The sequence below is a fragment of the Promicromonospora sp. NPDC110617 genome, assembly GCF_055598465.1.
In genome coordinates this window covers 488,520-502,572 of record NZ_JBVKBM010000002.1, presented here as the reverse complement: position 1 = coordinate 502,572, position 14,053 = coordinate 488,520, and the positions used below count along the sequence as shown (strand labels likewise).

Genomic DNA, 14,053 nt, shown 5'->3' with positions numbered 1-14,053 from the left:
ACCAGAGGGCGAATCCAGCCGTCGGGGCCGGCGGTTCGCCTGGCGCCCGGGACCGGCGGGCGGGGGAGCGCTGGCCGCCGGAGACCGGGCGCGCTGGCACACCATGCATCTGCTGCCAGGGAGAGCGCTGTCCTGGCAGCAGATGCATGGTCTGCAGGCGCGCCGGCCGGCCGACGCCGCACACCGGCCCCCGCGCGTCAGATCCCCGCTGGGAACGCCTTGCCCGGGTTGAGCAGGCCGCGGGGGTCCAGCGCGTCCTTGACCGCCCGGTGCATCGCGAGCACCACGGGGCTCAGCTCCGCCGCCGCGCCCGGGAGCTTGAGCAGCCCGACGCCGTGCTCGCCGGTCACCGTGCCGCCCAGCGCCCGGCACTCGTCGACGATCCGGTCGAACGCCGTCTTGGCGCGGGCCTTGGCGGCGTCGTCGCCCTCGGGCGCGATGATCAGCGGGTGCAGGTTGCCGTCGCCGGCGTGCGCGATGTTGGCGATGACGACGTCGGCCTCGCGGGCGATGGTCTCGATGCGGCCGAGCATCGTGGGCACGGCGCCGCGCGGCACGCAGACGTCCTCGGTGAGCACGGGGCCGAGCCGTTCGAGCGCGGGGTAGGCGAGGCGGCGGGCCAGGAACAGCCGGTCGACGTCGTCCGGCGCGAAGGCGCGCTCCACGTGGGTACCGCCCGCGTGCTCGAAGAACGCGGCGACCCGGTCGGCCAGGGCCTCGCCCGCGGCGCCGGGCTCGTCGACCTTCGCCAGGAGCAGGGCTGCGGCGCCCTCGGGGAGCGTCCAGTCCTGCCAGTCGGCGACGGCGCGCAGGCACGTGCTGTCGATGAGCTCCAGGGCGGCAGGGACGATGCCCGCGGCGGAGACGGCGGCCACGGCGTTGCCGGCGTCGGCCAGCGAGGGGAACCAGCCCACGATCGCCCGGTCCTCCCGGCCGCCGAGCGGGCGCAGCTTCAGGGTGACGTCGACGATGATGCCCAGCGTGCCCTCGGAGCCCACGAGCAGCCCCGTCAGGTCGTAACCCGTCACACCCTTCGCGGTGGTGCGGCCGAGCCGGGCGACCGAGCCGTCGGCGAGCACCACCGTCATCCCGAGCACGTAGTCGCGCGTGACGCCGTACTTGACGCAGCACAGGCCACCCGCGTTGGTGGCGACGTTGCCCCCGATCGTGGAGATCGCCTGGCTCGCCGGGTCCGGCGGGTACCAGAGCCCGTGCTGCGCGACGTGCCGGCGCAGGTCGTCGTTGAGCACCCCGGCCTCGGCCACGGCGTACCGCTCGGCCGTGTTCACCTCGACGATCCGCGTCATGCGTTCCAGCGACAGCGCCACGGCGCCGGCCATGGCGTTCGCCCCGCCGGACAGTCCGGTCCCGGCGCCCCGCGGCACCACGGGCGCGCCGTGCTCGCCCGCGATCCGTACCGTGGCGACCACGTCGTCCAGGCTCGTGGCGAGCACGACGGCGGCTGGCGCGGCGTACTCGGCCCACTCGGCGTCGTCGTGGGCGTAGCGCTCGACCGCCTGCGGGGCGGTGAGCACGGCGTCGTCGGGCAGGGCGGACCTCAGGGCGGTGCGCAGGGCCGCGGCGGGCGCGGAGGACTCGTCGGTGATCATCGGTCCCGGATCGTAGCCGCGCCACCTGGGGACCGCACGTGACCTGCGTGGATGCCCCGGGCCGGCAACGAAACGCTGCCATACTGTCCGCGCCCTGCTCGGGCACCCGTCCACCGGAGAGAGCTCATGGAACACGACCAGCTGGTCGCACCGGGCGTCGCCCGCGTCATGTCGTCCTACCTCACGTGCGAGGTCGCCACCGTCTCGCGGTCGGGCACGCCGGTCGCGTGGCCGGTCTCGGGCGTGTGGCGCCCCGCCGACCAGACCTTCGTCCTGTCGACGTCGATCGGGTTCGCGCAGAAGGCCCTCAACGTCCGCCGGGACCCGCGCGTCGCCCTGCTGTTCTCGGACCCCACGGGCAGCGGGGTGAGCGAGGCGGGCCAGGTCCTGATCCAGGGCGACGGCGCGTGCCCGGACGAGATCGTGACCAGCTTCGCGCGCAACACCGACCTGTGGCGCAAGATCGACTCGGCGCAGCCGTCGTCGCGCGCCCTGTCGGGCAGCGGGCTCACGCGCCGCCTGCTGGACGTGTACTACATGCGGCTGATCATCAGCGTGACGCCCGCCGCCGTCACGACGCGACCGCCGGTGACCGGCGCCGGACGGCCGCTCGCGGTGCCCGCGATGCCCGGCCTGCCGGCGGCGTACGCCCGGGAGCTGGGCGACTTCACCAGCGGGGTGCTGGCCCGGCTCGACGACGACGGCCTGCCGACCCTCGACCGCGTGGTGCCCGAGCCCACCGACGGCGGCCTGCTGGTGCCCGGTGTCGAGCCGAAGCCCGGTCCCGCGAGCTTGCTGTTCCACCGGCACGACGAGCAGCTGGCCGGGAACCGGAGCCTCGTCGTGCTCGGCGAGCTCGTCGAGGGCACCGGCGGACCGGTGTTCCGCCCGGACCGCGTCGTGGACGGCGTGCGCACCGCGGGCCTGCTGACGCCGTTCCGGTTCGTCCGCGGCCTGCGCGCCCGCGCCCAGGCCTACCTCGACCGGCGTGGCCTGGAGCGTCCGGTCGTCGCGTGGGACGAGCTCGAGGCCATCCAGGCGTCCGTGGACGCGGACAACGCCGCACGCTGACGCCCTGGTGACGGGGGCGCGGGGGCGTTCACGCCATGGCCACCGCCCGGTCCAGGAGCTGCCCCCGCAGCTGCTTGCGCGAGGCGATGCCGAGCTTCTGGAAGACCTTGCGCAGGTGCCACTCGACGGTGTGCGGGCTGATGAAGAGCTGCGTGCCGATCTGCGGGTTGGTCAGCCCCTCCCCGGCGAGCCGGGCGATGTGGGACTCCTGCGGGGTGAGCACCGTGTGCGGCTGGGGCACGCGCCGGCGGACCGTCTCCCCGGCGGCCTGCAGACCGCGCCGGGCACGCTCGGCGAACGCCTCCACGCCCATCTCGCCGAGCATCTCGTACGCGACCCCGAGCTGCTCACGGGCGTCCACGCGACGGTTGCCCAGGCGCAGCCACTCGCCGTACAGCAGGTGGGCTCGCGCCAGCATCACCCGGACCTCCGTGCGGCCGAGCCGCTCGATTGACTCCCGGTACGCCTCCTCGGCGTCGGCCCCTTCGCTCACCTGAGCGCGGGCGCTCGCAGCGACCCCGAGCGCCCAGTCGGTGCCGCTCGCCTGCGCCAGCACGTCGAGCTGCCGCGCCGCCTCGGCGGCCCGGGCCGGCCGTCCGCTGCGGGCTGCCGCCTCCACGAGCTCGGTCAGCGAACGGTGGAACGGACCGCCCAGCGGCGCCGGGTGCTCGCAGCCGTGCTCGGCCGCGGCGTACGCCTCCTCGTAACGGCCCAGCCCGTTGTAGAGCACGGCGCTCGCCCACCCGGTGGCGGCGGCCGCCTTCCCCTCGCCGCGCAGGGCGGGGTTGCCGGCGACGGCCTCGACGGCCCGCCGGGTGGCGGCCTCCCGGCCCCGCCAGGGTTCGAGCACCAGCGCCGCGTACTGGGCGGGGAAGCGGCTGCCGGTCACCTCGCCGACCGTCACCGCCTCGGCAAGCAGTGTGTCGGCCACGGCGAGCTCGCCGGCCAGCGCCCGGTTCGAGACGAGCAGGTGCAGCGCGGTCGGCAGCACCGACAGCGTCCCCGTGTCGCGCGCCGCCTCGACCAGCCGCCGCGACAGAGTGGTCCAGGCGTCGAACTCCCACGCGTTGTGGGCCACACGGCACGCGAGGGGGAGCCAGTCCAGGTTCTCCTCGGCGGAGCCGGCCCCGTCGCGGAAGGCGTCGAGAGCCGGCCGCACCATCGGCACGCCCGCCGCGGCGCCCTCGGTGGCCAGCACCGCCGCGCCGTCGAGCAGCAGGTCCCCGCGGCCGGGCGGAGACCCTGCTGGGACCGCGAGCACCGACCGCGCGACCTCCGTGAGCCGGTCGCCACCCGGCAGGTCCCCGGCCGTGACGGCGGCCTCGAACGCGTCGCGGTAGGCCGCCCGGGCGAGAGCAGGGTCCAGCGGCTCCAGGTCGTGGGCCACCTCGACCAGGAGCGACAGTGCGACGCCTGGGCTCGTGGACGCGAGGGCGACCTGACCGCGCAGCAAGCGGGCCCGGGCCCGATCGTGCGCGTCGAGGGGACCGAGCTCGGCGGCGCCCAGCAGCTCCAGCGCGGCGTCGTACCCGCCGGCCTGGAGCTTGGCCCGGGCGGCGGCCAGCGCCCGCGTGCCGCGGCGGCCGGGGCCGGGGGTGAGCTCGGTGGCCCGCTCCAGCAGCGCGGCGGCCGCCGCCGCCCCGGCGCGGGCGCGCACCCGGTCGGCACACCGCTCCAGCTCCGCGGCCACGGACTCGTCGTGACCGGCCAGCGAGTTGGCCAGGTGCCAGACCCGGCGCTCCGGGTCGGCCACGGGGTCGGTCGAGTCGGCCAGCGCCCGGTGGGCGTCCTGCCGGTCCTGCGGCGTCGCGCCCTGGTAGGTGGCCGAGCGCACCAGGGGATGGTTGAACAGGACGCGCGCACCCAGCGTGATCAGGCCTGCGCCGACGGCGGAGGCCGCCTCGGCCAGGTCGAGCCCCAGCAGCCCCGCCGCACGGTCGAGCAGGGTGACGTCACCCATCGGCTCCGCGGCGGCGGTCAGCAGCAGCCGCCGGGCCGGGTCGGGCAGCGCCCGCACCCGCCGCAGCAGGCTCTGCTCGACGTCGCCGGAGGCCGGCCGGACGTCGGGCCGCCCGAACCCGCCGGCCAGCTCGGCGGGCGTGAGCCCGTGCGGGAGCAGGAGCAGGGCCCGCGGGTTGCCCTGCGTCTCGGCGACCATGCGGTCCCGGACCCGCTCGTCCAGCCGCCCGGGGGTCACCGACTCCAGGAGGGCACGGGCCTCGCTGTCGCCCAGCCGCCCCACCTCGCGCTCGGGGAGCTCCGTGAGCTCGGCCCGGAGGTGGGGGTCGCGCACCGCGAGCACCAGCCCGATCGCCGCGACGGGCAGCCGCCGGGCGACGAAGGCGAGGGTGCGTGCCGAGACCTCGTCCAGCCACTGCGCGTCGTCGACCAGGCAGACGAGCGGTCCCTTCTCCGCGGCGGCGGACAGCAGGTTGAGCACCGCGAGGCCGACCAGGAACCGGTCCGGCGTGTCGCCGGAGGTCAGGCCGAAGGCCGTGGACAGGGCGTCGCGCTGCGGGCCGGGCAGCCGGAGCAGGTGGTCCAGGAACGGGGCGCACAACCGGTGCAGGCCGCCGAAGGCCAGCTCCGACTCGGCCTCCACCCCCGCCGTGCGGGCGGTCCGGCAGCCCGACGCGCTGGACTGGGCGTACTCCAGCAGCACCGTCTTGCCGATCCCGGCCGCCCCGCGCAGTACCAGGACCGCGCTGCGTCCGGCCTGGACCGTCGCGACGAGCTGGTCCAGGGCCTCGCACTCCGCCTGCCGGCCGTACAACGGCAGCCGCCGGTCCCCGTGCGCGAGCATCGTCGTCGGGATGGCGGAGATCGGTGAGGTGCTCATGCCACGATCCAAGTCGGCAGTTGAATGTTTGACGAGGCAGAACCGCAGGCAGAAGTAGCGGGCGGTTTCCGCCCGTGGTCCGTTGCCCAGGGCGCCCCCGGGAGCCACCACGGGTCCGACCACGGACTCACCGGGGCGCGGCGCGTCGAGCGCCGCGCCGAGGGTGATCGGCATGACGACACCCGAGATCCCCACCGTCCCCGCCGAGCCCGACGCCGCGCTCTCGGTTTTCCTCGCCCAGCGGAGCCAGCTGGTCCGCATCGCGCGCCGGGTCACCGGCAACCCTACGGAGGCCGACGACGTGGTCCAGGAGGCATGGGTCCGCTGGCAGCGCACCGACCGCACGAAGGTGCGCAACCCTGCCGCCTTCCTCACCTCCACCACGACCAACCTGGCGCTCAACGTCATCCAGTCCGCCCGGTACCGCCGCGAGTCGCTGCTGTCCACGGTGCCGGTGCCTGACGCCGCCCGTTCGGGCTCCGACCACGACCCGGGCCTCCAGGCGGAGCAGGCGGGGGCCGCCGAGGAGGCGTTCGCGCTGCTCCTGACGAGGCTGACCCCGGGGGAGCTGGCGGCCTACGTGCTGCGGCGTGGCTTCGACTATCCGTACGCCGACCTGGCGCGGCTGCTCCGGACCAGCGCCGCGAACTCCCGGCAGCTCGTCAGCCGCGCGCAGGCGCGCCTCGTGGGTGACCGCACGCGCCCGGTCTCGCCGTCGGTGCGCCGTCGGCTCGTCGCTGCGTTCCTGGAGGCGGCCCGCACGGGCGACCTCGGCCGTCTCGAACGGCTGCTGGTGGCCCACGACGGCAGCCCGGCCGCGCCGACCGCGGCCGCGGCCTGAGACGCGGTCCGTGCCGTGCGGATCGTCGTCGTGGGCCGGACCCGCCTGATCTGTTCCAAGGTCGTCACCCTGCTCCGCGCAAGCGGGTTCGACGCTGTCCTGGCCACTCCGGGCACGGGCTGCGACGCGCTGGCAGGTGAGGGGTTGACCGAGGCGGTGGCCGGCGCCGACGTGCTGTTGGACATGTCCAGCGCACCCTGGTCGGACGGCACGGACCTCGCCGCCCACTTCGTGACGTCGACGGGCAACCTGCTCGCCGCCGGCCGGCGCGCGGGTGTGGGCCACTACGTGGCGCTCTCGGTGGTCGGCGGCGACCGGCTGCCCGGCAGCGACTATCTGCGCGCGCGGGCCACCCAGGAGCGGCTCGTCGCCACCTCCGGACTCCGCTACTCGATCGTCCGCGCCACCCACCTGCTCGACTACGCGAAGGTGGTCCGGGAGCCCACGGCCGCGGACACGCCGGTGCGGGTGCTGCTCGGCCACCTCCAGCCGATCGGCTCCGGGGACATCGCCGCGGCGCTCGCGCGCCACGCCGTCGCCGGGCCGGTCGACGGCGTGGTCGAGGCCGGCTGGGCGGAACAGCTCGGAGCGGCGCGGCCGAGCCGGCGGGGCACGGCGATCAGTGCCTGACGTCGAGGGACGCCAACTTCTCCTTCATCCGCCCGAGGAGCGCGGGAATCCACGTCCCGCGCTCCTCCGCACGCTCGATGCCCTGGGTCAGGTGGTCGCGGGCCGCGTCGTTCGCGCCGTACCCGGCATAGGCGGTGCCCAGCACCCAGTGCATCAACGACGTCCACCAGAAGCTGCCCTGCTCGACGCTCTCGGCCAGGGCCGGCTTCGCCACCTCGACGGCCTCCTCGTAGCGTCGTGCGAAGCACAGGGCGCCCGCCAGGCTCGCCTGGGCGAACATCCGCGCGTGCCGCACGGCGGCCGAGGCCGAACCCAGCTCGTCGATGCTCCTCAGCACCTCGCGGTACGCCTCGATCGCCTCGTCCCGCCGGTCGAGGTCGACGAGCGTCGCGGCGACCCCGTTGCCGGCCCAGTAGTAGGTCTCGTGGTAGTCGTCCGCCTCGGCCAGCTCGCGGCCCCGGGAGTACGCCCACAGCGCCTCGTCGTGGTCCAGATGGCTCCGCCAGGCCTCGGCGGCGTTGCACACCGCGTCCGCCTGCTCCCGGACGGCACCGGCGCTCGCGGCCAGCGGGTAGACCGTCATCGCCTGTTCCGCGGCCTCCCGGGCCCGTGTGCCGCCCTGGGCGGCGTCGTTGGTGGTGAAGGCCCAGGCGTAGCGGTTCATGTGCCAGAGCTGGCGGCGACGGTCCGGCAGCCGGGCGGCGGCGGCGCGCGTCAGCCCGAACACCTCTAACCACTCGCCGGACCACTGCTGGTTGTCCGCCGCATACCAGCGCATGGCCTCACCGAGCTCGGCCACCTGCTCGTCCCGTTCCGCGGCGGCCGCCAGCCGCAGCCCGGCCAGCCACGTCTGCTGCTCCACCTCCAGCCACGCCCGGGCCTCCTTGGGCGTCGACAGCGGGACCAGGCCCTTGCGGGTTGTCGGTGGTACATCGCCGCCGGCCTCGAACACCCGCCCGGCCACGGTCGCGGTCTCCAGCACCCGGTCGGTCATGCGCCGCTCGGCCGCCGCCCGGGCATCGGCGGTCTCCTCGTCGCGCAGGCGTTGACCCGCGTACAGCCGGATGAGGTCGTGGAACCGGTAGCGGTCGAGACCTTGGTGCTGCAGCAGGCCCAGCTCGACCAGGTGATCGAGCTCGGCCTCCGCGTCGTGCAGGTGCGCCTCGGTCAGCACCGCGGCGATCGGCGCCCCGAAGTCCACGGCGGGGACCAGGGCCAGACGCCGGAAGCACTCCTTCGCGCGCTCCGGCAGCGCAAGGTAGGAGAGGGCGAACGCCGCCTCCACCCCGACGTCGCCGACCGACAGGTTCGCGAGCCGGCGGTCCTCGTCCGCCAGGCGCTCCGCGAGGTGCCGCATCGTCCAGCCGGGCCGGGAGGCGAGCCGGGTGCCGGCGATCCGCAGCGCCAGCGGCAGGTGCCCGCACAGTCGTGCCACACGCAGCATCTCCTCGGCCGTCCGGCCTGCCCCCGAGCGGGTCGATCCGACCACGGCCGCCAACAGCTCCGCGGACTCCTCCGGTGCCAGCGGCGCCAGGGCGATCCGCGTGACGTCGTCCAGACCGCCCAGGGCCCGGCGGCTCGTCACGATCGCCATACCGAGCCCAGGACCGGGCAGCAACGGTCCCAGCTGGGCCTCGTCGGCGGCGTTGTCGAGCACGAGCAGGCAGCGCCGCTCCGTCAGCGCGGTCCGCAGCTGTTCTGCTCGTTCCTGGTGGTCCTCGGCGATCGCCCGCGGGTCGAGGCCGACGGCGAGCAGCAGCCGACGCAGCGCCTCCGCCGTCGGCATCGGCTCAGGGTCGACGCCGCGCAGGTCCACGTAGACCTGCCCGTCAGGAAACTCCCCGCCCAGCAGCTCGGCGGCTCGCACCGCGCACGCCGTCTTGCCCAGGCCCGCCGCCCCGTGCACCACGGCGACCGGAACCGGGCCGTCCGCGGACGCCGTCCGCGCCAGCCCGCACAAGGCTGCCAGCTCGGCCGCTCTGCCCACGAAGTCGCCCAGCCCGCGGGGCAGCCCGTACGCCGCCGGCCGTCGCAGTGCGGGATCCCGCGGCCGGCCCGCCCGGGCGGCGTCGGCCAGCACCGCGTGCTGCTCGTCGTCCAGACCCAGAGCCTCGGCGAGTGCCTGCACCGTCCGCCGCTGCGGGCCGCGGCTGACGCCGCGCTCCATGTCGCCGATGGCACGCACGCTCACGCCTGAGGCGTGCGAGAGCTCCTCGATCGTGAGCCGGGCGGACTGGCGCAGGTCGCGCAGGTGCGGTCCGAACGCGGCGGTCACGCGTCCTGCTCGGCGTCGAGGGACTCCAGCAGCGCCCGCACCCGGCCGAGGGTCGCGGCGCGCCACGTCCCGTTCTCCTCGGCGAGCTGGATCGCCCGAGCAAGGTGGTCGCGGGCCCCGTCCTTCACGCCGAGCCCGGCATAGGCACGGCCCAGGTTCCAGTGCATGATCGACGTCCAGTCGCTGCCCTGCTCGATGGTTCGGGCCAGCGCCGACTCGGCCACCTCGGCGGCCTCCTGGAAGCGTTCTGCGGTGATGAGCGTCCCGGACAGACCGGAGAGGGCGAACAACCGCGAGTGCTGTGCTGCGGCTGAGGGGACCGGTAGCTCGTCGATGGTCCTCAGCAGGGCTCGGTAGGCCTCGACGGCCTCGTCGTGCCTGCCGACGCGGGCGAGCCCGACCGCGGCCCCGCTGCTGGCCCAGTAGTAGGTGGAGCGATAGCCGGCGGCCTCCGCCAGCTCGCGCCCGCGGGTGTAGGACCACAGTGTCTGCTCGACGTTCTCCATGACGCGCCAGCCCTCAGCCGCGTTGCACACTGCGTCGGCCTGCTCCCGGACGGCGCCGAGCTCCTCGGCGAGGTGGTAGACCTCCATCGCCCGCTCCACGCCGCTGCGCACTGCTGCCTCCCCGCGGGTCCGCTGGACGGCGAGATACGCCCAGACGTGGCGGTTCCTGTGCCAGAGCTCGCGGCGTCGGTCGGCCAGCCGCGCCGCGGCGTCGCGGGTCAGCCCGAACACCTCCAGCCAGTCCGACCAGTACTGCGTGGTGGCGGCGAACCAGCGCATCGCCTCGCCCAGCCGGGCCACCTGCTCGTCCCGCTCCGCCGCGGCTGCCATCCGTAGCGCGGCCAGCCAGGACTCCTTCTCGGCCTGCAGCCACGCACGGGCGTCCTCGGGTGAGGTCAGCCGGACGTGGCCCTCGTCGCCCGGCACTGGTTCGTCGCCGTCGTCATCGCCGTCGTCGAACCAGCGGCCCGCGCGGGTCGCGGTCTCCAGCAGCCAGTCGGTCATCAGCCGCTCGGCCGCCTCGCGGGCCCCGGCGGGCTCGTCCTCGTGCAGCCGCCGGCTCGCGTACAGCCGGACGAGGTCGTGGAACCGGTAGCGGTGGGCGCCCTCGTGCTGGAGCAGGCCGAGCTCGACCAGGTCGTCGAGCTGGTCTTCGGCGTCGTCCAGGTCGGCCTCGGTGAGCACGGCGGCGACCGGCACCCCGAAGTCGACGGCGGGCACGAGCGCCAGTCGCCGGAAGCACGCCTGCGCACTCGCGGGCAGGGCGAGGTAGGACAACGAGAAGGACGCCTCCACCCCGACGTCGCCGACGGCAAGGTTGGCCAGCCGGCGGTTCTCGTCCGAGAGCCGCTCCGCGAGGTGCCGCATCGTCCAGCCGGGCCGGGAGGCCAGGCGGGTGCCGGCGATCCGCAACGCCAGCGGCAGGTGACCGCACAGGCGTGCCACGTGCGCGGCGTCCGCGTCCTCGGCGTCGGCGGCGGCCCCGTGGGCGTCTCCCGACACGGCCCGCAGCAGCTGCGCCGACTCCTTCGACGAGAGTGGCGCGAGCGGGATCCTCGTGACGCCGTCCAGCCCGCCCAGGGCGCGGCGGCTGGTCACGACCACCATGCCCGGCCCGGCGCCCGGGAGCAGGGACCGCACCTGGGCCTCGTGGGCGACGTTGTCCAGCACCAGCAGGTTCCGCCGTCCCGCCAGGATGGCTCGCAGCCGGGCGGCCCGTTCCTCCTTGTCCTCGGGGACCGCACGCGGGTCCAGGCCGACGGCGAGCAGCAGACGGCGCAGTGCCTCCGTGGTCGCCATCGGCTCGGGGCCGACGCCGCGGAGGTCCACATAGACCTGCCCGTCGGGGAACGCCTCACCCAGCACCTCCGCAGCCCGCACCGCGCACGCCGTCTTGCCCACCCCAGCCGGCCCGTGCACCACCACGACCGGCGTCCGGTCGGCACCGGACGCCGAGCGGCCGAGCTTGGACAGCAGTGCCAGCTCCGTCGCCCGGCCCACGAAGTCGGCGAGCCCGCGCGGCAGCCCGTACCCCTGCGGAGGCTCCGGCGCCTGTCCCGCGGTCCGCGGGCGGCCCACCCTGGCCGCCGCGGCCAGCACCGCGCGCTGCTCGTCGTCGAGCCCGAGCGCCTCGGCGAGCGCCTGGACCGTCCGCCGCTGCGGGCCGCGGCTGACGCCGCGCTCCATGTCCCCGATCGCGCGCACGCTCACACCGGCGGTGTGGGAGAGCTCCTCGATCGTGAGCTGACCGGCCTGTCGCAGGCTGCGCAGGAGGGGGCCGAACGTGGCGGTCATCCGATCTCCTCAGGGTCTCCGGCCGCAGCGTCGAGGACTGCGATCAGGGCTTTCACCTCGTCGACGAACGCGGGCCCGGGCTGCCACCGCCCTCGCGCCTCGCCCTGTCCGATCGCGAGGGTGAGGTGCTCGCGGGCCCTGTCGTTCGCGCCGAGCCCGGCGTACGCCTGACCGACCGCTCGGTGCGTCAGCGGTGCCCAGCTGTTCGCCTTGTGGGCGAGGTCGGCGGAGGCTGCCTCGGCGATCTCGACAACCTCCTGATACCGCGCCGCGTGGGCGAGCGCCGTGGACAGGCGGGCGAGGGCGAACCTGCGTGTGTTCTCCGCGGCGGCCGTCGGCGTGTCGAGCCCGTCGACGGTCCGCAGCATGGAGCGGTAGGCCTCGATGGCGTCGTCGTGCCTGCCGACCGCGGCGAGCCCCACCACGAGACCGCCGCTCGCCCAGAAGTAGGTGCTCTGGTCGGCGGCGGCCTGGGCCAGCTCTCGTCCCTGGCGGTACGCCCAGAGCGACCGGTCGTCGTCGTGCGCGAGCCGCCAGGCCTCGGCTGCGTTGCAGACCGCCTCCGCCTGCTCCTTGACCGCTCCGAGGTCGCCGGCGATCCGGTAGGCATCCATGGCCTGCTCCGCGGCGTCCCGCAAGGCCGCGGTGTCCCGCCTCGGTGCGGCGACGGCGAGGGACGCCCAGACGTGGCGGACCCGGTGCCAGACCTCCCTGCCACGGTCGGGCAGCCGTGCGGCGGCGGTGGTCGTGAGCCCGAACACCTCCAGCCAGTCGGTCGCCCATACCTGGGTCTCGTTGGCGATCCAGTTCATCGCCTCGCCGAACCGGGCCACCTGCTCGTCCCGTCCTGCGGCGGCAGCTAGCCGCAGCGCGGCCAGCCAGGACTCCTTCTCGACCAGCAGCCAGGCCCGGGCCTCCTCCGGGGAGGTGAACCGGACCTGACCCTCGTCGCCCGGCGGTGGGGTGTCGCCGTCGAACCACCGGCCGGCCGACGTCGCGGTCTCCAGCAGCCAGTCCGTCATCCGGCGCTCGGCCGCCGTCCGGGCCTCGACGGGATCCTCGTCCTGCAGCCGGGTCATCGCGTACAGGCGGATCAGGTCGTGGAACCGGTAGCGGTCGGCGCCCTCGTGCTGGAGCAGACCGAGCTCGACCAGCTCGTCGAGCCGGTCCTCGGCGTCGTACTGGTCGACCTCGGTCAGCACCGCGGTGACCGGTACCCCGAAGTCCACCGCGGGGACGAGCGCCAGCCGCCGGAAGCACTCCTTGGCCTGCTCCGGCAGTGCCACGTACGACAGCGCGAACGCCGCCTCCACGCCGACCTCGCCCACCGCCAGGTTCGCGAGCCGGCGGTCCTCGTCCGACAGCCGCTCGGCCAGGTGCCGCATGGTCCACCCAGGCTGGGACGCCAGGCGGGTACCGGCGATCCGCAGGGCCAGGGGCAGGCGTCCGCAGAGCTCGGACACCCGTGCCGTCTCCGCCGCCCCCTCGGTCCCCGCCGCGCTCCCGTCGGCCGTCCGGTTCGAGAGGGCCTCCAACAGCTCCGCGGACTCCTGCGGCGAGAACGGCGCCAGCGGGACCCGGGTCACTCCCTCCAGCCCGGCCAGCGTGCGGCGGCTGGTCACGATCACCATGCCCGGCCCGGCGCCCGGGAGCAGGGGTCGCACCTGGGCCTCGTCGGCGGCGTTGTCCAGCACCACCAGACAGCTCCGGTCCGCCAGGACGGCCCGGAGCTGACCTGCCCGTTCGTGGTCGTCCTCGGCGATGGCTCGCGGGTCCAGGCCGACGGCGAGCAGCAGCCGGCGCAACGCCTCCGTCGGCGCCATCGGCTCGGCGTCGACGCCCCGCAGGTCTACGTGGAGCCGGCCGTCGGGAAACCTCTCGTGCAACAGCTCGGCCGCCCGCACCGCGCACGCCGTCTTGCCCAGTCCCGCCGCGCCGTGGACGACGACGACCGGGGTGGGGCCGTCCGCGGAGGCCGACCATGCCCTCTCGGTCAGCAGCTTCAGCTCCGCCGTCCGGCCCACGAAGTCGCTGAGACCGCGCTGCAGCCCGTTCACCCCTGGCTGCTCGGCGGCTGGGCCCGCTGGTCGCGGCCGGCCCTTCCTGGCCGCCTCCGCCAGCACCGCGCGCTGCTCGTCGTCGAGCCCCAGTGCGTCGGCAAGCGCCTGGACCGTCCGGCGTTGCGGCCCTCGGCTGACGCCGCGCTCCATGTCGCCGATGGCGCGCACGCTCACGCCTGAGGTGTGCGAGAGCTCCTCGATCGTCAGGCGGGCGGACTGCCGCAGGCTCCGCAGGAGCGGTCCGAACGAGCCGGTCATCCAGCCTCCCTCAGGGTGTTCGACCTGAGGTCATGATGGCCGGATCTGCATCGTTGGCAACCGGCTGTCCACGTGGCGATCCGCGTGCATGGTGAATCCTCGGCGTGCCTCGTGGAATCACCCGGGTGAGACGCTCGGTACGCCGGTGGGCGGGCGGACGTCGCCGTCG

Annotated in this window: 8 protein-coding genes; 3 read left to right on the top strand and 5 right to left on the bottom strand. The window is 75.1% G+C overall.

All coding sequences use genetic code 11. The features are described 5' to 3' along the window. Window positions 1-197 precede the first annotated feature (197 nt). On the bottom strand, window positions 198-1,610 hold the full coding sequence (locus ACZ7LE_RS13000) for an FAD-binding oxidoreductase (RefSeq protein WP_470403685.1): 1,413 nt from the start codon (window positions 1,608-1,610) through the stop codon (window positions 198-200). 126 nt (window positions 1,611-1,736) lie between these two features. Between ACZ7LE_RS13000 and ACZ7LE_RS12995 the strand changes: the two genes are divergently transcribed. Further along, the gene (locus ACZ7LE_RS12995) at window positions 1,737-2,681 is read left to right on the top strand and encodes a pyridoxamine 5'-phosphate oxidase family protein (protein ID WP_470403684.1); all 945 of its coding nucleotides are present in this window, start codon (window positions 1,737-1,739) and stop codon (window positions 2,679-2,681) included. Window positions 2,682-2,709: 28 nt separating this feature from the next. On the opposite strand, the gene ACZ7LE_RS12990 is transcribed toward ACZ7LE_RS12995, so the two are convergent. Beyond that, complete coding sequence (locus ACZ7LE_RS12990; protein WP_470403683.1) at window positions 2,710-5,520, bottom strand: helix-turn-helix transcriptional regulator; 2,811 nt, start codon at window positions 5,518-5,520, stop codon at window positions 2,710-2,712. Window positions 5,521-5,692: 172 nt separating this feature from the next. Here ACZ7LE_RS12990 and ACZ7LE_RS12985 point away from each other — a divergent pair, with 172 nt between their 5' ends. Both ACZ7LE_RS12985 and ACZ7LE_RS12980 read left to right on the top strand, forming a co-directional pair. Beyond that, entirely contained in the window at window positions 5,693-6,361 is a 669-nt protein-coding gene (locus ACZ7LE_RS12985) for a sigma-70 family RNA polymerase sigma factor (RefSeq protein ID WP_470403682.1), read from the top strand. Between the two features lie 15 nt (window positions 6,362-6,376). Further along, complete coding sequence (locus tag ACZ7LE_RS12980; RefSeq protein WP_470403681.1) at window positions 6,377-6,991, top strand: SDR family oxidoreductase; 615 nt, start codon at window positions 6,377-6,379, stop codon at window positions 6,989-6,991. Here the strand turns inward: ACZ7LE_RS12980 and ACZ7LE_RS12975 are convergent. From ACZ7LE_RS12975 to ACZ7LE_RS12965, 3 genes are read right to left on the bottom strand one after another with little or no spacing between them, the layout of a single operon-like run. Beyond that, complete coding sequence (locus ACZ7LE_RS12975) at window positions 6,981-9,266, bottom strand: helix-turn-helix domain-containing protein (RefSeq protein ID WP_470403680.1); 2,286 nt, start codon at window positions 9,264-9,266, stop codon at window positions 6,981-6,983. The genes ACZ7LE_RS12980 and ACZ7LE_RS12975 overlap by 11 nt on opposite strands. Next, complete coding sequence (locus tag ACZ7LE_RS12970; protein ID WP_470403679.1) at window positions 9,263-11,566, bottom strand: ATP-binding protein; 2,304 nt, start codon at window positions 11,564-11,566, stop codon at window positions 9,263-9,265. Before ACZ7LE_RS12970 ends, ACZ7LE_RS12975 begins: the two co-directional genes overlap by 4 nt. Beyond that, a complete protein-coding gene (locus ACZ7LE_RS12965; RefSeq protein WP_470403678.1) occupies window positions 11,563-13,884 on the bottom strand; it encodes an ATP-binding protein in 2,322 nt (773 codons plus the stop codon). The genes ACZ7LE_RS12970 and ACZ7LE_RS12965 overlap by 4 nt, the downstream gene beginning before the upstream one ends. Between the last annotated feature and the right edge of the window lie 169 nt (window positions 13,885-14,053).